Origin of the sequence: Cryobacterium sp. Hb1 (genome assembly GCF_004403585.1) — a bacterium.
Lineage (GTDB): Bacteria > Actinomycetota > Actinomycetes > Actinomycetales > Microbacteriaceae > Cryobacterium > Cryobacterium lyxosi.
This window is the reverse complement of record NZ_SOHI01000007.1, coordinates 114,655-133,219: the sequence shown is the minus strand read 5'-3', so window position 1 is coordinate 133,219 and position 18,565 is coordinate 114,655. Positions and strand designations below refer to the sequence as shown.

23 protein-coding genes are annotated in these 18,565 nt (G+C 63.8%); 15 read left to right on the top strand and 8 right to left on the bottom strand.

The window, feature by feature from the left end:
- The first annotated feature begins 7 nt into the window (after positions 1-7).
- The 15 genes from E3T38_RS01720 to csrA all read left to right on the top strand — a co-directional run bounded on the left by E3T38_RS01720 (position 8) and on the right by csrA (position 12,432).
- A complete protein-coding gene (locus E3T38_RS01720; protein ID WP_134545710.1) occupies positions 8-490 on the top strand; it encodes a flagellar hook assembly protein FlgD in 483 nt (160 codons plus the stop codon).
- A gap of 80 nt (positions 491-570) precedes the next feature.
- Positions 571-1,782 carry a flagellar hook protein FlgE gene (locus E3T38_RS01715; RefSeq protein WP_134545709.1) on the top strand — a complete coding sequence of 404 codons (1,212 nt, stop codon included), beginning with the start codon at positions 571-573 and terminating at the stop codon, positions 1,780-1,782.
- Between the two features lie 163 nt (positions 1,783-1,945).
- Entirely contained in the window at positions 1,946-2,179 is a 234-nt protein-coding gene (locus E3T38_RS01710) for a flagellar FlbD family protein (RefSeq protein ID WP_134545708.1), read from the top strand.
- The gene (locus E3T38_RS01705) at positions 2,179-3,045 is read left to right on the top strand and encodes a motility protein A (protein ID WP_134545707.1); all 867 of its coding nucleotides are present in this window, start codon (positions 2,179-2,181) and stop codon (positions 3,043-3,045) included. Before E3T38_RS01710 ends, E3T38_RS01705 begins: the two co-directional genes overlap by 1 nt.
- Positions 3,042-3,899, top strand: coding sequence for a flagellar motor protein MotB (locus E3T38_RS01700; protein WP_174775202.1), 858 nt, complete (start codon positions 3,042-3,044; stop codon positions 3,897-3,899). Before E3T38_RS01705 ends, E3T38_RS01700 begins: the two co-directional genes overlap by 4 nt.
- Before the next feature lie 72 nt (positions 3,900-3,971).
- The gene (locus E3T38_RS01695) at positions 3,972-4,883 is read left to right on the top strand and encodes a flagellar motor switch protein FliM (RefSeq protein ID WP_174775201.1); all 912 of its coding nucleotides are present in this window, start codon (positions 3,972-3,974) and stop codon (positions 4,881-4,883) included.
- Positions 4,880-5,587, top strand: coding sequence for a flagellar motor switch protein FliN (gene fliN / locus E3T38_RS01690; RefSeq protein WP_134545706.1), 708 nt, complete (start codon positions 4,880-4,882; stop codon positions 5,585-5,587). Before E3T38_RS01695 ends, fliN begins: the two co-directional genes overlap by 4 nt.
- On the top strand, positions 5,588-6,049 hold the full coding sequence (fliO, locus tag E3T38_RS01685; protein WP_134545705.1) for a flagellar biosynthetic protein FliO: 462 nt from the start codon (positions 5,588-5,590) through the stop codon (positions 6,047-6,049).
- 71 nt (positions 6,050-6,120) lie between these two features.
- Positions 6,121-6,897 carry a flagellar type III secretion system pore protein FliP gene (fliP, locus tag E3T38_RS01680; RefSeq protein ID WP_370448971.1) on the top strand — a complete coding sequence of 259 codons (777 nt, stop codon included), beginning with the start codon at positions 6,121-6,123 and terminating at the stop codon, positions 6,895-6,897.
- Positions 6,894-7,169: a flagellar biosynthesis protein FliQ gene (fliQ, locus tag E3T38_RS01675; RefSeq protein ID WP_104128455.1), complete on the top strand. Its 276-nt coding sequence runs from the start codon at positions 6,894-6,896 to the stop codon at positions 7,167-7,169. Before fliP ends, fliQ begins: the two co-directional genes overlap by 4 nt.
- A gap of 1 nt (position 7,170) precedes the next feature.
- The gene (locus E3T38_RS01670) at positions 7,171-7,929 is read left to right on the top strand and encodes a flagellar biosynthetic protein FliR (RefSeq protein ID WP_134545704.1); all 759 of its coding nucleotides are present in this window, start codon (positions 7,171-7,173) and stop codon (positions 7,927-7,929) included.
- A complete protein-coding gene (locus tag E3T38_RS01665; RefSeq protein WP_134545703.1) occupies positions 7,930-9,069 on the top strand; it encodes a flagellar biosynthesis protein FlhB in 1,140 nt (379 codons plus the stop codon).
- The gene (locus tag E3T38_RS01660) at positions 9,066-11,117 is read left to right on the top strand and encodes a flagellar biosynthesis protein FlhA (RefSeq protein WP_134545702.1); all 2,052 of its coding nucleotides are present in this window, start codon (positions 9,066-9,068) and stop codon (positions 11,115-11,117) included. Before E3T38_RS01665 ends, E3T38_RS01660 begins: the two co-directional genes overlap by 4 nt.
- Entirely contained in the window at positions 11,092-12,111 is a 1,020-nt protein-coding gene (locus tag E3T38_RS01655; protein ID WP_134545701.1) for a hypothetical protein, read from the top strand. Before E3T38_RS01660 ends, E3T38_RS01655 begins: the two co-directional genes overlap by 26 nt.
- 9 nt (positions 12,112-12,120) lie before the next feature.
- Complete coding sequence (gene csrA, locus E3T38_RS01650) at positions 12,121-12,432, top strand: carbon storage regulator CsrA (protein WP_134545700.1); 312 nt, start codon at positions 12,121-12,123, stop codon at positions 12,430-12,432.
- Positions 12,433-12,464: 32 nt separating this feature from the next.
- Here the strand turns inward: csrA and E3T38_RS01645 are convergent, their stop codons facing one another.
- From E3T38_RS01645 to idi, 8 genes are read right to left on the bottom strand one after another with little or no spacing between them, the layout of a single operon-like run.
- Positions 12,465-12,842, bottom strand: coding sequence for an RNA-binding S4 domain-containing protein (locus E3T38_RS01645; protein WP_104196171.1), 378 nt, complete (start codon positions 12,840-12,842; stop codon positions 12,465-12,467).
- A gap of 36 nt (positions 12,843-12,878) precedes the next feature.
- Complete coding sequence (locus E3T38_RS01640; RefSeq protein ID WP_241984245.1) at positions 12,879-13,778, bottom strand: prenyltransferase; 900 nt, start codon at positions 13,776-13,778, stop codon at positions 12,879-12,881.
- Complete coding sequence (locus E3T38_RS01635) at positions 13,771-14,091, bottom strand: lycopene cyclase domain-containing protein (RefSeq protein WP_134545699.1); 321 nt, start codon at positions 14,089-14,091, stop codon at positions 13,771-13,773. The genes E3T38_RS01640 and E3T38_RS01635 overlap by 8 nt, the downstream gene beginning before the upstream one ends.
- On the bottom strand, positions 14,091-14,411 hold the full coding sequence (locus tag E3T38_RS01630; RefSeq protein ID WP_134545698.1) for a lycopene cyclase domain-containing protein: 321 nt from the start codon (positions 14,409-14,411) through the stop codon (positions 14,091-14,093). The genes E3T38_RS01635 and E3T38_RS01630 overlap by 1 nt, the downstream gene beginning before the upstream one ends.
- Positions 14,408-16,015, bottom strand: a complete 1,608-nt coding sequence (gene crtI / locus E3T38_RS01625; RefSeq protein WP_134545697.1) for a phytoene desaturase family protein — start codon at positions 16,013-16,015, stop codon at positions 14,408-14,410. Before crtI ends, E3T38_RS01630 begins: the two co-directional genes overlap by 4 nt.
- Positions 16,012-16,920: a squalene/phytoene synthase family protein gene (locus E3T38_RS01620; RefSeq protein WP_134545696.1), complete on the bottom strand. Its 909-nt coding sequence runs from the start codon at positions 16,918-16,920 to the stop codon at positions 16,012-16,014. The genes crtI and E3T38_RS01620 overlap by 4 nt, the downstream gene beginning before the upstream one ends.
- 11 nt (positions 16,921-16,931) lie before the next feature.
- Positions 16,932-17,978 (bottom strand): polyprenyl synthetase family protein, encoded by a 1,047-nt coding sequence (locus tag E3T38_RS01615; protein WP_166805377.1) that lies wholly within the window; start codon positions 17,976-17,978, stop codon positions 16,932-16,934.
- Complete coding sequence (idi, locus tag E3T38_RS01610; RefSeq protein WP_134545694.1) at positions 17,971-18,510, bottom strand: isopentenyl-diphosphate Delta-isomerase; 540 nt, start codon at positions 18,508-18,510, stop codon at positions 17,971-17,973. Before idi ends, E3T38_RS01615 begins: the two co-directional genes overlap by 8 nt.
- Positions 18,511-18,565: the final 55 nt, after the last annotated feature.

Below are 18,565 nucleotides of genomic sequence, written 5' to 3'. Positions count from 1 at the left end.
GAAAACCGTGACTATCGACGCACTGGCGGCCACTGCCGCCGCTCCGACCGGAATGTACTCGTCTACAACCACGACGCGCACCCCCAAACAGTCCATGGACTCGGAGGTGTTCATGTCGCTTCTGGTGAAGCAGTTGCAAAACCAGGATCCCAGCTCCCCGATGGATACCAACGCGATGATCGCCCAGACTACCCAGCTCGCCATGATGGAAAAGCTCACCGAAATGGCCACCGCGAGCGAGGAGGGCTTCTCCCTACAGATGCGCACCTCGGCGACCGCCCTGGTGGGGGAGACGGTCACCTATACCGACGCCGACGGCGTCGAAATCACGGGGCTCGCTTCGTCGGTATCGTTCGCCGGCCCCGTTCCCACGGTCACCGTCAACGGTGAACCGGTGGCCCTCGACGTCATCTCCGGCGTGACCCGCCCCACGGACACCGACGACGCCGCCGTCGCTAAAGACCCCGCGGAGTCGACCACCGCGGCCTGACCGCTGGCCCCAAGCCCAGCGATCTTGCCACTTCACCAACTTCACCACGTACTCCTTCTTTCACGAAAGGCTTATATCTCATGCTTCGTTCTCTCTACTCCGGTATCTCTGGCCTTCGTTCACACCAGACCATGCTCGACGTGACCGGCAACAACATCGCCAACGTCAACACGACGGCGTTCAAGGCGTCTGCCACTCAGTTCCAGGACACCCTGTCGCAGCTGACCGAGGCCGCCGGTGGCGCCACGGCCACCACCGGTGGTACCAACCCAGCCCAGGTCGGCCTCGGTGTGCAGGTCGCCGGAATCTCCACGAACTTCGCCCAGGGCTCCGCGCAATCCACCGGCAAGACTACCGACCTTATGATTTCCGGCGATGGCTTCTTCATCACGTCTCTCGGCGGTGAAAGCCTCTACACCCGCGCCGGTTCTTTCAATTTCGACTCGGCCGGCCGACTGGTCTCACCCGACGGCGCGATCGTACAGGGTTGGGGCGCCGTCAACGGCGTCGTCAACGCTGGCGGAGCGGTCAGCAACATCACGCTACCCGTCGGCGCGATTGTTCCCGCGGTGAGGTCACAAAGCGCGACCTTCACCGGAAACCTGCCAGCAGATTCCCTGCCTGAAGAGTCCCTTGTGCGCACCGTCGATGTCTACGATGACCTCGGCAATTCCCGAACGGTGTCACTGACGTTCACCCGTACCGGCGCGCCCGGCGTTGACGGCTGGACCGTCGGCCAAACACCCGCGGCAGGGGGCACGACGCCAACACCGCTGCAGCTCACCGCTGAGGTCGACGCGCAAGGCAAGGCCACGGGTAATTTCACCAGCTTGAATAACCTGACGGTTGACGAGATCGCTATGGACCTGAGCGCTCTGAAGGGCTTCGCCGGTCTCCCCACCGTCGCCGGCAACACCGACGATGGCAGCGCGGCCGGCACGCTCAACAGCTACACGCTCGGGGCCGACGGCACGCTCATCGGCCTGTTCAGCAATGGCGAACAGCAGGCCATCGGTCGTATAGCCCTGGCCACTTTCGTCAACCCCGGCGGGCTCGAGAAGGCTGGCTCCTCCGCGTACCGCGCGACCTTCAATTCTGGCGGCGCCGAACTGGGCACCCCGGGCGCGGCTGGTCTCGGCTCTCTCACCAGTGGAGCGCTCGAAATGTCCAACGTCGATTTGTCGCAGGAATTCACCAACCTGATCGTCGCCCAGCGCGGCTTTCAGGCCAACGCCCGAATCATCACCACCTCAGACGAGGTCTTGCAGGAGCTCACCAACCTGAAGCGGTAATCGTCTCATGCAACGCCTCTGGCCCCGCACCTGTCGGGGCCAGAGGCGTTTGTGCACGCAAGCGGCCGACGAACTGGCCTGCCGCGCTAGCTAACATGAGCCGCGTGGCAGCCGATGGTACACAATGACGCCTCCCTCGAGTCGTTCGAGACAGGATGAGCACATGATCGTACTTACGCGGCTGAATGACAGTCACTTTGCGATTAACCCGGACCTGATCGAACGCATCCACGCGAACCCGGACACCACCCTGGTCATGGTCGATGGCGCCAACTTCATCGTCACCGAATCCATGGAAGACGTAATCGAGAAAATCGCCCGCTACCGTGCCCACGTCATCGCGCTCGCCTACGACCCGAGCGTCGGGGACCTGCCACGAGGCCCCAGGAAGATCTAGTGGATCCCGCAACTCTGATCGGCCTGGTGCTCGCCTTCGGTGCCCTCGTTGCCATGATCACCCTCGAACATTCTTCCGTCATGTCCATCCTGCTGCCAGCGCCCATGGTTTTGGTCTTCGGTGCGACTATCGCGGTCGGCCTTGCTGGCGGCACGATCAAGGACTTCACATCTGCCTTCAAGGCACTACCCGGAGCGTTCCTCGGCAAGACCACGCCGCCGCAGTCCGTAATCGACCAGGTCGTCGGACTGGCCGAAACCGCCCGCAGTTCCGGCCTGCTCGCACTCGATCAGGCGGCCGACGAGATCAAGGACCCGTTTCTGCGCGGCGCCCTGCAAAACATCGCCGACGGTACCGACGGAGATGAACTGAGGATGCTCCTCGAGGACGAGATCGCGACAGCGGCTCGATCGAATCGGAACGCCGCCAAATTCTTCACCGGTCTCGGCGGGTACGCCCCAACGGTTGGCATCATCGGTACGGTCGTATCGTTGACCCACGTTCTCGAAAACCTGGACACGCCCGCGACACTGGGACCGATGATCGCGGCCGCCTTCGTCGCAACTCTGTGGGGCCTGCTCTCGGCCAACTTCATCTGGCTGCCGCTCGGCTCGCGCCTGCGCCGCCTGGCCGACCTCGAGGCCGACCGCATGACTCTCGTCATGGAAGGCGCCCTGGCCGTGCAGGCCGGCAGTCAGCCACGCCTCCTCGGAGAACGCCTGCGCGCCATGGTGCCCGCTGAGCTGCTGCCGAAAGTCGGCGCCAAGGGCAAAGAGGGCGCTGCGGATGCTGCTGGGGTAGCCGCCAAGACCAAGACGAAGACCAGGGGTAAGGGTAAGGATAAAGACCTTCCCGAAGCAGCATGAGTGTGCGGGCCAAGCGCCGCAAAATGGTTGAAGAGGAGGACGTCCACCCCGACGAACGGTGGATGGCCTCCTACATGGACATGGTCACCGTGTTGATGTGTATGTTCATCGTGTTATTTGCCATGTCGACCGTCGACCAAGACAAGTACGAGCAGCTGGCCAACTCCCTGGCCACCGGGTTCGGAGCGGTGGATGCGGGTATGGTCGACACCGCTGAGGGAGTCGTTGTTCCGGCTGACCTTGTCGACAACAAGGGCGAATCACCCACGGAAGTCACTCACTCCGCCGATGCTCTCGATCCGGCCGAGGCGACGGCCCAGGCACTGGCAAACGCCGAAGCCGCCACGCAGGAGGTCATGAAGCTTGATCAGCTCGAGATTGCCGTCACCGCTAACCTGACAAAAGCCGGGGTAGCCGACCTCGTGGAATTTCACATCACCGACCGTGGCCTGACCCTGGGGCTGGTGGGGAGTGAAACATTCTTCGCACCGGACAGCGCTCAACTCACGGCGGCCGCGATCACGGTGCTCGATGCCGCAGCACCGGCCTTCGTAGCCACCGCGCAGAAAATTTCGGTTGAAGGGCACGCTGATAAACACGGCCAATCCGCCACCTTCGCCAGCGACTGGGAATTGTCGGCAAGCCGGGCTACCCAGGTGTTGCGTCGCCTTGTGGAGCAGGGCGGCATCACCGGAGGGTTGATATCCGCCGTCGCCTTTGGATCGGCCCAGCCGGCGAACACCGGTTCGACAGTCGCTGACATGGCACAGAACCGCCGGGTCGATATCGTGTTGCTCTCAGAACAGCCGGACAGCGTGCGGGCACTCATTCCCGGCGTGGCCGCCGAGAACTGACCATAAACCGATGCGGCGCTTCGGCTAGCTGAGATTTCTTACCTTTCGGCCAGGCCGGTCGATAGTCCCAACGTGACAGTCCAGGATCAGGTCAGCAGCAGTGCGCTCGCTAAAGCGGCAAGAAGCGTTGAGCTGTACGACTTTCGGCGGCCCACCACCCTGGCACGTGAACACTCCCGTGTTTTAGAACTGGCCTTTGAGACTTTTGCGCGGCAGTGGGGCACCCAGCTGACCGCCCGCGTGCGTGTGCTCTGCATGGTGACCTGCGAGCAAGTGCTCATGGCCACCTACGACGAGTACGCGGGTTCACTACCGCCGAAAACCGCCATGGTGCTGTGCACGGTTGCGGGCCTGGAAGCCCGCGCGGTCATTCAGTTTCCGACCACGTCGGCCCTCACCTGGGTGAACCATATGCTCGGCGGCAACAGCAGCATCCCAGTGCTCGCTGAACGCAACTTCACCCAGATCGAGCTGGCCCTGATTCGCAAGCTCATTTCGGAAAGCCTCGAAGACCTGCGTTATTCCTTTGGGTCGTTGATCGTCGACGAAATGGGGGTCGAGGCCATTCAATACAACTCCCAGTTCGCGCAAGCGGCGGCAACCGGCGACCTCATGGTGGTCGCGACGTTCGCAATTCGAGTGGAAAAGGTCACGGCCACGGCAACGGTAGCGATCCCCGCCATGGCCCTGATGCCGCAACTCGGCGAAGCGAACCCCACGAGCACCACGTCGAACGCCGCCGAATTCCTGCAGGCACAGATCGCGGCCGTACCGGTTGATGTATCGCTTCGACTCGAGACCGCCCACGTACTGCCCAGTCGCATTCTGTCGCTGGCGGTCGGCGATGTTCTACACATTCCGCATCCCCAGCATCGTCCGCTCAATCTGACCGTTGACGGCCAGTCGCTGGCCCGCGCGGCAGTCGGAGCCAACGGTTCACGGCTGGCCTGCATCGTCACTGATACCGAGGAAACAGCCCAATGATTTCTACCCGATCTATTCCCGAAGTCGCCGTCGACGCTCTCATTCGCGTGTTGCCCACGACGGTACCGCTGCAGGCATTGCCACACGTCGTCAGCGCCGAATTGACATCGCGCGTCGGTTCGGCCGTGGTGGCCTCGTTCGTGGGTACGACATCCGCTGACCTGGCCGTTGTGCTCACCGACCCCGCGTCACTCGACGCCGCTGCCGGGGCGAACTCACAGCTCGTTTCCAGCCAGGACGTTCTCCGTCCGGCCCTGGAGAGCGCGTCGGCGGTGCTCGGAATCGGCGTGCTCGGCGATTCCCGGGTCGAAGACGCCTCAGCACTGTTCGCCGCCACAGAGACCGAGGTTTTCGAACTGAGCGCGGGCGGGGTAGTGACCGGTTGGTTTGCCATTCGCGTTCGCCAGAACGGAGTTGTTGGCGGGCCAGGATCGGCGCCAGAGCGCACACCCCTGGGCAACCTCGGGCGTATCAGCAACGTTGAAATGTCGTTGACGGTTGAAATCGGGCGTACCCGCATGTCCGTGCGTGACGTCTTATCGCTCACACCGGGCGCCGTTATCGAGCTGGATCGCTCCGCGGGAGCGCCGGCCGATATTCTGCTCAATGGTCGCCTGATTGCCCACGGCGAAATCGTCGTCGTCGACCAGGACTACGCCGTGCGCATCACCCAGATTCTCGATGTAGCGGATGGCCTGTCGTAAGTGGACACCCTTATTGTTGCGGTGCGTGTCGCCCTGTCACTGGGCGTGGTTCTCGCACTGCTCTGGTACCTGCAGCGACGCCTGTCGCGCGGAGCGCGCGCGTTGGGTGTCGCCAACCCGGTGACCGTCGTTGGACGTCAGCCCATTGGGCAGAAGGCCTCCGTTGTCGTCGTCGAGGTCGACGGAACGCGCCTCGTTCTCGGCGTCACCGAGCAGGCCGTGACCGTTCTGCACGAGAAGCACCTTGTGCCCGCAACAGTATCGACTCTCGACGCCGCCATTTCGGTGCTGGGCGGGTCGCAATCAGCGCCAGCGACGGCGTTCGCCCGTTCCCTGGCCGCAGCTGAAGCGGATGATGCCGCTCGCGTATCGCCGCCCGCCTCCTCCGCTCCGCTGGCCGGATCGATCCTGTCGCCGTCGACGTGGCGCCAAACCGCCGCACTACTTCGGCAGGGACGGTGAATACCGCCCCATCTCGAATCGGCTCCCGGGCCTTTTTCGCGCGCATGGGCCTGTTCATCATCCTCATCGTGATGACCACAACGGCGCTGCTCTGGCTCGGAGCGACGGCCGGCCATGCCATGCCGATCGACCCGACGCCTCCGACCGACCCGACCGACCCGACTGACCCCGGTGGCGGCGGGCTCACCGTCGATATCAATGGTCCTAACGGCGCGCCCTCATCGGCGATCGTCACCCTGCTAGGCATTACCCTGCTATCGGTCGCACCGGCACTGCTGTTGATGATGACGAGTTTTACCAAGATCTTCGTGGTACTCGCTATGACCCGCAACGCCCTCGCGCTTCCGTCGATCCCGCCGAACCAGGTACTCGCCGGACTAGCCCTTTTCCTGTCCCTGTTCATCATGGCGCCCGTGCTGACCGACATCAACAACATCGCATTGCAGCCGTACCTCGACGGTTCACTGAACTTCACCGACGCGCTGAATCTGGGTTCGGAGCCCCTGCGTCAATTCATGCTCGCTAACACGCGCGGCGAAGACCTGGCGCTGATGACCCGGGCTGCCGATCAACCGAACCCGGACAGTCCCGATGACGTCACCCTGCTGACACTCATTCCCGCGTTCATGATCTCGGAATTGCGTGCCGCGTTCATCATCGGGTTTGTCATCTTCATCCCATTCCTGGTGATCGACATCGTCGTCTCCGCGGCGCTGATGTCGATGGGCATGATGATGCTGCCGCCGGTCATGATCTCGCTGCCGTTCAAGATCCTTCTGTTCGTGCTCGTCGACGGCTGGGGGCTCATCATCACGAGCCTCATCGGCAGTTACCAGATGGCCGCATGAACACCAACGCCGTGCTCGACATCGGCTTGCAGGCCCTCATCCTCGCGGCCAAACTCTCGGCCCCCGTACTCATCACCGCCCTCGTAGTCGGTTTCGCCATCTCGCTGCTGCAGTCGATCACGCAGATTCAGGAAGTCACGCTGTCTTTCGTGCCGAAGGCCGTGGCCGTAGCACTGGTCCTGCTTATTTGCGGCCACTGGATGATCGCCGAGTCGATCACATTCACCAACCAGATGTTCGAAAAGATTCCCTCCCTGCTCGGCGGAGGCTGACGTGGAGTTCACCCTCAATTTCGCCTGGATCGAAGCGGTCATGCTCGCGGGTGTGCGTATAGTCGCTTTTTTGGTCATCGCGCCGCCGTTCTCCTATCGCGCATTCCCCGCACGCATCAAAGCCATGCTCGCCATCGGACTGGCCCTGGCCGTGTCGCCGCGGGTCACCGCCGACTACGTCTCCCAGGACACCGCCGGCTTCGTCGGCGCCCTGATTCTGGAAATTCTGGTCGGTGCCACCCTGGGCTTTTTGGTTTATCTGGTCTTTGCCGCCGTGCAGTCGGCCGGTGGTCTCATCGACATGTTCAGCGGATTCCAGATGGCGCAGGGCTTCGACCCCCAGTCCATGATCAACGGTGCCCAGTTCACCCGCCTGTTTCACATGACCGCCCTTGCGCTGATGTTCGCCTCCGGCGCCTACCAGCTCGTGCTCGGCGGCCTGTTTCGCAGCTACACCGCCATCCCGCTCGGCTCTGGCCTGAACCTCGCCGCGCCGGCGCAGGCCATTATCGCCGGTACGGCCCAGATGTTCCTCGCTGCCGTGCAGATCGCCGGCCCCCTGCTCGTCGTACTGTTTCTAGCGGATGCCGGCCTCGGCCTCCTCACCCGGGTCGCCCCCGCGCTCAACGCGTTCGCCCTCGGTTTTCCACTGAAGATTCTGATCACCCTGATCCTCGCCGGAACGGTCTTCATGGCCCTGCCGCGCATCGTGTCCTCACTCACCGGGCAAGCCCTCGATGCTCTTATGGGGGTGAGGTGAGTGTCTGAAACTGATTCCGGTGAAAAGACTGAGCCGGCCACCCAGAAACGCATGAAGAGGGTGCGCGAAAAGGGTGAGCTGTCCAAATCGCAGGATGTCACCGCCTGGCTCGGCGTTGGCGCCGCCGGCCTCATGCTGCCACCCACTATCGCAGCGGCCAGCGTTGCGGGTACCGACCAGATGTATCTCATTGGTACCCTCGCCAAAAGTCCCGACCCGAGCGTGGCGGTCGAAGCCCTCGCCAACGGGTTGGCGTCGCTCGCCGATATTCTGACTCCGTTTTTTGTCGTGGTGCTCGTAGTCGTGCTGGGCGGTGCTGCGTTGCAGGGCGGCATCCACTTTAAAAAATTTACCGGAAAGTACGAACAGTTCAACCTCGTCACCGGTATGAAACGCGTATTCGGCACCCAGGCACTGTGGGAGGGCGTCAAGGTGCTCGCCAAGACGGCCGCCGTCGGGATCGTACTGTGGTGGGTGATTCAGGGACTGATGCCCGTGTTGCTCACTGCGGGGGGGCTCCCGGTCTCGGAGTTGCTCAGTGCCGCCAGCAGCGGCACGGCCGCACTGCTGCAGGCAGCCGTTGCGGCCGGCCTGGTGCTCGCCGTCGCCGACATCTTCGTCATCATGAAACGTAACCGCAAGAAAACCATGATGACGAAGAAGGAGGTCACAGACGAGAACAAGGCCGCAGAGGGTGACCCGCTGATTAAATCGCAGCGCCGCTCCCGCCAGCTGATGATGAGTCGCAATCGCATGATCGCTTCGGTCGCCGATGCCAACGTCGTGCTGGTCAACCCCACGCACGTGGCCGTGGCGCTCAAATACGAGCCGGGCAAATCCGCGCCGCGCGTGGTGGCCAAGGGAGTCGGGCACGTGGCCGCCCGTATCCGCGTGCAGGCCGAGACCGACCAGGTGCCCATTGTGCAGGATGTCCCGCTCGCCCGGGCGCTGCACGCGGCGTGCGAGATCGGCGACGAGATTCCCACGGAACTCTATAACGCCGTTGCCAGGGTGCTCGCCTTCGTCATGGCCCTGCAGAAACGGGGCAGTACGGCGGGAACCCACACCATGAGCGCGCTGGCGACCGCGCCATCATCAACACCCACATCAACACTGCAGACTGCCGGAGGCCGTTCGTGAATCGCAATCTCATCAAGCTCGCCGTTCCAGTCGGCGTGGTCGGCATCATCCTGCTGTTGGTCGTGCCCATTCCAGCCGGCCTGCTCGACGTTTTGATCATTCTGAACATCATGCTGGGTCTGGTCACCCTGCTCACCACGATGTTCGTGAAGAAACCGCTCGACTTCTCTGTTTTCCCATCGCTGCTTCTGGTCGCGACCTTGTTTCGCCTCGGCCTCAATGTGGCCTCCACGCGACTGGTACTCGGCGAAGGTTATGCCGGCCAGGTTATCGAAGCTTTCGGACATGTCGCCGTTGGCGGCTCGATCATCATCGGCGCGGTCATCTTCATGATCCTCGTCGTCATCCAGTTCGTCGTCGTCACCAAGGGCGCCGAGCGTGTGGCCGAAGTCGGGGCCCGATTCACCCTCGACGCCATGCCTGGCAAGCAGATGGCCATCGACGCCGACCTCAACGCCGGCTTGATCACCGACGCCGAAGCCAAGGACCGTCGCGCCGAGGTATCGGCCGAAGCAGACTTCTATGGCGCCATGGACGGTGCGTCCAAGTTCGTCAAGGGTGACGCGATCGCCGGCCTGATCATCATCATCATCAACCTGGTCGGCGGCATCGCCATCGGCATGCTGCAGCGGGGCCTGGAGATCGGAGAGGCGGTCAACACCTACGCGCTGCTGACAATCGGCGACGGTCTCGTCACCCAGATTCCGGCACTGCTCATGGCCGTCTCCACCGGCATGATCGTGACGCGCTCGAACGCGGAAACCGATATCGGTTCGACGGCATCCGCTCAACTGATGCAGTCGCGCAATGCGCTGACCATCGCCGGCGCGGCCGCTGTGCTGATGGGGCTCATTCCGGGAATGCCGGTGCTGCCTTTCCTCATCGTCGGGATGGCGCTGATGCTGATCGCGCAACGCATCAAGGCCGGCGAGGTCACCAAACAGGCGAGTATCGCGGCCACCACTGCCGCGGAGAGGAGCGCTCCCAAGACCGACACGACCGAAGATCTGATCGAGCAGATGCGCGTGCATGCGCTGGAGATCATGCTCTCGCCCGACCTCGTCGACCTCGTCTCCGGTGCCTCTGACGATCTGCTGGCCCGGGTACGCGGTCTCCGTCGCAAAATCGCAATGGATCTCGGCGTGGTCGTGCCGCCGGTGCGCACCCGCGACAGCGTCGATCTGCCACCAGCGACCTACGTCATCCGCATTGCCGGTGTCGAATACGGGCGTGGCCTAGCCCCCGCCGGCAAGGTGCTGGCCCTCGGCGACGCGCTCGATACCCTGCCAGGACAGGTCACGATCGAACCGGTGTTCGGACTGGCCGGAAAGTGGGTGCCGAGCGAAATGCGGCACAGCGCCGAAATGACCGGAGCCACCGTGATCGATCGGGTCTCGGTCGTGGTCACCCACCTCTCCTCGATCATCACCACCAATGCCGCCCGGCTGCTCACCCGGGAAGATGTGCGGGTATTGACGGATGGCGTCAAACAGGTCAATCCTTCTGCCGTCGACGATCTCATTCCCGGATTGCTCTCCCTCGCCGAGGTTCAGCGGGTGCTGCAGGGGCTGCTGGTCGAGCAGATCCCGATCAACGACCTGCCGCGCATCTACGAGGCACTTTCCTTGCGTGCTAAGGCTTCCAACGATGCCGAGGGCCTGGTCGAGGCCGCTCGCCAGGCCCTCGGTCCGGCACTGACAGCTCAATACCTCGATGGCACGCTGCTGCGTGTGATCATGATCGACCCCACGCTCGAGCAATCCATGCTCGAGGGGCTGCGCCCCTCTGATCAGGGAACGCAGATTCTGATGGATCCGACGCGGCTGGAGAACGTACTCGCCTCGGTACGCACCTCGGTGGCCAAGGTCGAGGCGAGCGGTCAGACCGCGGTGCTGGTGTGTGCACCGGCGCTTCGACCGGCTATCCGTCGCCTCATTTCGACGCAGACCGGTGGCCTGCCGGTATTGTCGTACCAGGAAGTAACATCGGCGAACGTGACCATTGAGACTGTGGGTGTGGTGCGTGGAGCCGAAACGATTTCTGCTTGAGGGTCCGACGCTGCGGGAGCTGAAGGAGCGTGCCATCGCCGAGCACGGTGCCAATGTCACCATCATCGCCGCGGAACGGGTCACCGTCGGCGGCATCCACGGATTCTTCGCGCGGCAGCACTATGAAATCACGGTCGAGGTGATGGAACCCGCAGAGCGCAAGCGATCGGCGCACACCGGCCTCGATATTTCAGCCCGGCTGGGCATAGCGGCGCTGCTCGACGACGCCGACGAGGCTGAATCAAGGCTGCACCCCACGCAGGCGTCACCGCAGCTATCGACGGCGTCTGAGGGGTTCGCGAGGCTCATGGACGAACTCACCTTCGCCACCGGCCGCGGTGCTGTTGCGGGTTCGAAACCTGAGCCGGTCACGGGAGCACCAGCAGCTCCGAATCCGGCACTCGCTTCGGCACCCGTTGTTACCCCGGTTTTCCTACCAGCGCCGACACTCGCTCGCCCGCCGGCACCGGCGCCGCTGACGAGGCCGGGGGATCTGGTCTTGATTGTCGGGCTCGAGGACGACCCCCTTACGATTGCACTCCTGATGCTGCGCGTGGCCGGTGCGGGCGACCTTCGCACCTCAGGGACGCTGCGGCAGGACGGCACTGAGCGGGTCGACGACCGGCGCGGCGCCATGTTGGCCAGAGCGCAGGGCGTAGAAATCGGCCATAGCACGTTCATCGCGTACGGGCTCGAACCCGCCTCTGACGCGCTTGCGCGAGCGGCAGCGCTGACCGAGATCGGTGCGGACCAGGTCTGGGTGGTCGTTGACGCGAGTCGAAAGACAGAGGACACCATCCGCTGGGTCAACATGGTGACCAGCAGCATTCAGGTGCACGCGGTCGCTGCGCTCGGCCGGCAATTCACGACCTCACCGGCCACTGTCGACGACCTGGGCCTGCCGGTGGAGTGGATGGACGGACGAGTGGCCGCAGCGCCGACGGGACGTCGCGTGGCGACGCCGCTATCCCGACCGGGCGAGCGCGAACGGTAGGCTGGAAAGATGCTCGTTCTGACACGCAAACCGGGGGAAAAAATCCTCATCGGTGACGATATCGTCATCACCGTGCTCGACGCCCGCGGCGACAGCGTGCGCATCGGAATCGACGCACCACGGGGAGTGAAGATTCAGCGCGACGAGGTCGTGCGCGCGGTCAGTGCGGCCAACCTCGCGGCGACGCAGATCGATACTGCAGCGGAAGATCGAATCAAGAGGTCGCTCGAAGTTCTCTCCGCGTTGCAGTCAGCCCCGTCAAGCCAGCCCCAGCCGGAGCCCGCGACACCTCCGCTGCCGAACCCGCCTGCTGAGGCCTGAAACCGTCTCAGCGACCGCTGTTACAGCATCCGTCACTCGTTGACGTGCCCGCGCAGCTCATCAATCTCCCGGCGTTCACGTTTGGTCGGCCGCCCGGCGCCGCGGTCGCGCATAGGGACCAGAGCTACCTCTTCGCGTGGCGGTCGCGGGGGAGTCTTATCCACGTAGCATTCGGCGGCCACAACGGCTCCTACCCGTTTCACCACGAGGCGTGACACGATCAATACCCGGTCGAAGCCATCGAAGCGCACACGCACCTCATCGCCGATATGCAGGGCCTGGGCGGCCTTGGCCTTGTCGCCGTTCACCCGCACATGTCCGGCGCGGCAGGCGGTCGTGGCCATCGAGCGGGTTTTGTACAGGCGCACTCCCCAACTCCAACTGTCGACGCGGGCAGACGTTAACTCCATCTGATCACTGTAATAGAAAGAGGTCGAATCAAACGCTCAGGTGCCCTGCCGCGTCCAGATGATCAGCAGCAGCGTTGAGAGAAAACCGGTGAAGAAATTGAGCCAGAGAAAACGTTTCCAGCCCCGGTTCGCACGCTCGGACTTTTCGTCACTGACCGACCAGAACGGGAGTACTGCCAGAATGTAGGGAGCGGATAGCACCGCCGCGAGCGGCCCCGGCCAGGGTGTAACGAGCATGAACAGGCCGGCCAGGGTCCAGAACGTGATCGCGAGCCGCACGGTCGGCGAGGCGCCGAGCGCGGTGGCGATCGACGCAATCCCGGCCTGGCGGTCGGGCTCGATGTCCTGCACCGCGCCGAAGGCGTGGCTGGCCATTCCCCATAGAAAGAACGCCGCGAGCAGGGCGATCAGGCCGAAGTTGACGGTGGCGCCGGCCACCGCGAGCCCGTACACGGCGGGGCTGACAAAGTGGGTGCTGGAGGTGATCGAGTCCAGAACGGGCCGTTCCTTGAACCGCAGCCCGCGCACCGAGTAGGCCACGACGGCGAACAGGCTCACGGTGATCACAACCCAGGAGAGCGGATGCGCCGCCCCAGCCAACACGACCATCGCCCCGCCCACAATCACCGACGAAACGACCCCCGCAGCAATGACCGTTCGGTGCAGCGCAGGGTGCAGCAATGCGCCTTCGGCCCCGCCCTTTCGCGGATTGCGCAAATCCGACTCGTAGTCGAAGACATCGTTGATGCCGTACATGAGCAGGTTGTAGGGAATAAGAAAGAACAGCGTGCCCACGATCAGCATCGCGTCGATGCGCCCGGTGGTCACCACGTACGCGGCGGCGAACGGGAACGCCGTGTTGACCCAGCTGAGCGGCCGCGACGACAGCACGACCTGCCGGGTCTTCCCTCGTGCCATGCCGACCTGCTCAGTCATCCGTTCGTCCTAACCTGGTACCGCCCGAAATCACCCACAGGGCCGGAAGCAGAATCGCCGCGGCCAGTGGGTAGGCAAAATCCTCGATCGGGGCGAGACCGATCAACACGCCCGATATACGCTCCGGGTCGTAGCTGAACAGCCCAGCCCCAATCATCAGGTTATCGAACACGGCCGTCAGCAGCAGGGTGAGCGTGAGCGCGCCGGCCACGGCTGAGACGAAACGGACCGAGATGAGCCGGCGCTTCACTGCCACGACGGCCACCAGCGTCGCAACGACGAGAAAGACCGCATTCAACAACAGATACGTCATTACGCTGCCCGCCGCGCCAGTACGAGTCGGGCAGCCTGCACGAGATTCATGGTGAGGTAGCAGAGAAAGGTCAGAAAGAAGAATTCTTCGAGCGGCAGTTCCGGCGCCAGCTGCACGCCGGTCATCAGCGTGGTCTCACCCCGGTAGAAGATGCCGAGGCCAATACCAGCGAGGTCCCAGAGCAGAAAGAACAGCACTCCGATGCCGAGCACGAGGGCGGCCCGGAGGGGCGAGCACCAGAAGAAGAGGCGGAAGCGCCAATCCAGGACTGTCATGCCTCCGAGCGAAACGAGCAGTACCAGCAGGTACAGAACGCTCACGACCGCCTGTGTGCGGACTCCGCTGGGGCCGCATCGGGGCCAAAGCGGCGCGCCGGCAGCGGTTCGGCGAGCGGTTCCGTCGTCGTGTCATGTCGAATTCGCTTCAGTAAGATTTCCGCGCTGATCAGGCACATCGGCAGGCCGATACCGGGGATGGTGGTGCCGCCGGCGTAGTACAGACCGGCAATCTTCTTGGACATGTTCGTTCCGCGCAGGAAAGCACTTTGACGCAGGGTGTGCGCTGGACCCAGGGCGCCGCCCTTCCAGCTGTTCAGGTCGTCGGCGAAGTCGGCCGGGCCGACCGTGCGTCGCACCGTGACGCGTTCGGCGAGGTCGGGTATGCCGGCCCACTGGGCGACCTGCGCGATGGCGGCATCCGCTATGAGCTCGATCGTGGCTGAACCGGCGCCGTTGATGCCTCCAGCACCGAGCGTCACATCGGCCGGTACGGGCACCAGCATGAACAGGTTGCTGTCGCCGGCAGGTGCGACCGAAGGGTCGGTCGCGCTCGGCATGCACACGTACAGCGACGCCGGGCACGGTACGGAGGTCTTCTCGCCGAAGATCTGCCCGAAGTTCGTTCCCCAGTCGGTCGTGAAAAACAGGGAGTGGTGCTGCAGCTGGGGGAGTGCGCCGCTCACGCCGAGCATGACCAGCACGGCACCGGGACCCGACATACGTTTGTCCCACCAACGCTCCGGATAGGTCTGTAGCTCGGCGGGAACCAGTTCGGTCTCGGTATGGTGCAGGTCAGCGGACGACACCACGATGTCGGCGTCGAGGTCGTGCGGTTGTCCGGAGCCATCGATGTAGCTGACCCCGTGCACTGTCTTGTCGGCACTGACCCGAATGGCGCTCACTCGCGCTTCGGTGATAATTCGAACGCCTTCGGCGCGGGCGATTGCGGCGATGCTCTCGATCAGCGTGCTGAAGCCGCCCTGCGGGTAGAGCACCCCGTCGGCGAGGTCCAGATGGCTCATCAAGTGGTACATCGACGGTGTCAGGTTCGGTGCTGACCCCAGGAAAACGGCCGGGTACCCGAGAATCTGACGCAGTCGCGGATCCCGCACATACCCGGCGATGAACTTGTCGAGTGGCTGCAGCAGCAGTCGACCCAATCGCACCAGGCGCCGCAGCACGTCGGGTACCAGAAACGGTTGGAACGACTCGAAGCTCGAATACAGAAATCGTTTCACGGCCATGTCGTACGTTTCGGTGGCCGAGTCGAGATAGCGATCGAGCGCCTGGCCGGCCCCCGGTTGCACCGACTCGAACAAGCGGATGTTCGCGGCGCGGTCGCTGCGAATATCAACCGGTTGGGCATCGCCCTCAAAGAGCACCCGGTAGCCGGGATCCAGTTTCACGAGATCGAGCTGCTCCGCCGCGCTCGTGCCGAACAGGCGGTAGAAGTGCTCGAAAACCTCGGGCATCAGGTACCACGACGGGCCGGTGTCGAAGCGGAATCCCTCGGCCTCCCACAGTCCAGCCCGCCCACCGAGTTCTGCCCGGGATTCCAGCAGCGTGACGTCGTGGCCTTCGCGGGCCAGCAGGGCGGCGCTGGCCAGACCGGCGATACCGCCGCCGATCACAATGGTGCGTGTCATCGCTTCCACGCGCCGGGGCCGATGCTCGAAGTCAGTGCGATCATGAGTTTCTCTCCATCTGGCACCCGCACGCGGGAGCGCAATAACTGATCGGCCGGGGTCGACCGCAACCGTCTGGACAACCGAGTGAACAACCCCTGCGCCGCGGCCACGGCCCGCCGGCAACCGGGCGGCAGCAACGGCAGAACGGCGCTGGCAATGGCCAAATCGGCGTCGATGTCGTCGAGGATCACGGTCTTCTGCTCGTCGTTGAGGTTCAACGGATCAATCCCCGGAAAGTAGTTGCGGCCGAGCGTCTCTCGATCACACGACAGGTCGCGCAGAAAGTTGATCTTCTGAAAGGCAGCGCCGAGGTGGCGTGCGCCATCTTCAAGCACGGCAAGTTCGGTGGCCGTACGGGGGGACCAGTACACGAAACAGCGCAGGCACATGAGTCCGATCACTTCCGCGGAGCCGTAAATGTACTCGGCGACTCCTTCCGCGCTAAACGGGGTCGGATCAAGATCGCGGCGCATCGATGCGAAGAAGGGCGCGATCAGGGTGGAGTCGATGCCGCACTGCCGGGCCGTCGCCGCGAAAGCGTGCACCACGAGATTGGTGCTGTAGCCGCGCACGATCGCGCGCTCGGTCTCTAGCTCGAGCTCGTCGAGCAGCTGCCGCTGTTCAGCAACCGAGACGCCGGCCTCGGCGGCAGCTCCGTCGACGATCTCGTCGGCAATGCGGACCAGGGCGTAAATTGTGCGTACCGGCGTGCGCACCTGGGCCGTCAGCAGCCGAGCGGCGAGTCCGAACGACGTGGAGTAATGTCCGATCACCGTCGTCGAGCTGGCCTGCGCCGTTTGCGCGTACTTGTTCAGATTCGTGTCTGAGCGCGTTCGCGTGGGCACGGCTGGCTGGTGACTCATGCGCTGGCTCACTAGCGGGCCCGATTCACGGCGGCCTCGGCCAGCTCGATCAGGGTCGCGCGCAGGTTTGCCGGAATGACTGCTGGGCTGAGCGTTTCGACCGCCAGGCGGGAATGGTCATAGGCAAGCCCCTCAGCTGCAGCTTTCGCACCGCACGCACGCAGGTGCTCCCGCGCCCGTTCGGCCTCCTCCTCGCTGAGATCGACTTTGCCGAGATAGGGCGCGATCAGCGACCAGCTTTCGGTACCCCCGGCGTGGGCGATCAGTGCGGTCTGTTTGCCTTCGCGCAGGTCGGCGGTGACACTCTTACCGGTCTTGACGGGGTCGCCGAACACCCCGAGCAGATCGTCGGTGAGCTGAAACGCCACCCCGACGAGGCGTCCGTAGTGCCCGAGCAGGCGAATCGCCTCGGCCGACGCGCCGGCCAGCACGGCCCCCGCCTGTAATGGTGCTTCGAAGGAGTACACCGCGGTCTTGTTCTCCAGCGTGGCGATGACCTCGGCCATGGTGAGCGGATGCCCCGCCGAGCTGTTGGTGACGTCGGCCAACTCCCCGGCGGCCGAGACGAAGACCGCTCGGTCGAGCAGGTCAACCAGTCGCAGCCTGGTGGGCACGTCGAGCGGCAGTTTGGCCAGCGCGCGATGTGCTTCACTCAGCGCGAGGTCGCCAGCGAGAATGGCCGCAGCGGCCGCCCAGACACCGGCCTGATCAGCGGAGGCTCCGTGCGCCAGGGCGCGGTCAGTGAAGCGTCCGGCGATGTTGGCGACTCCGCGCCGGGCCAGGTCGTGGTCGATCACGTCGTCATGAATCAGGAACGCCGTGTGCAGCAGTTCAAAGCTCACCGCGACCGGTGACACGAGGGTCTGATCGCGCCCACCGAAACCGGCATAGGCCGCGAGCACCAGGGCGGGCCGTACTCGTTTGCCACCGCTACTGGCCTGCTCCAGAGAATCCCACAGGGCAACATAGTGTTCGCCGTAGTCACTCGCACGCAGTCGTGCCGCTGCGAAAAAACGGGCTAGTTCGGTCTCGACGCCCGCCGCAACGGTGTCAAGCACGAAAATTGTCCAGCTGCTGCATTTGGAGCACCATCCACGGACTGAACGCCCAGGGGGCATCCGTAACCGCACGGTACAGGTCCGCTGGTCGGGTCCAGGCGTACTCGGCGACCTCGTCAGGGTTCGGCGTTGGCTCCTGCAGGGTTGTGGCGAGGTAGACCGGGCAGATTTCGTTTTCGACTATGCCGCTACTGTCGGTGGCACGGTACCGGAACAGGGGGAGGGCGAGGTCGATATTGTCGAGCTCGAGCCCGAGTTCATAGTCGGCCCGGCGGGTGACAGCGTGCGTCGGTGGCTCAGCGGGCAGCGGGTGCCCACAGACCGAGTTGGTCCACACGCCCGGCCACGCCTTCTTCGTCAGCGCGCGGCGGGTGACCAGCACCTCGCCGAGCGGGTTGAGGACGTAGCAGGAGAACGCCAGGTGAAGCGCGGTGTCAAATCCGTGCACGCTGTACTTCGGCGCGGTGCCGATGTGACGCCCCTCCTCATCGAGGAGGATTACGTGTTCATCAAGAGCGTTTGCGGCCTCCACGTTGGTTCCCCTTCTCGGTTCAACTGGCCATGATTGGAATAACTAACCAGGCTAG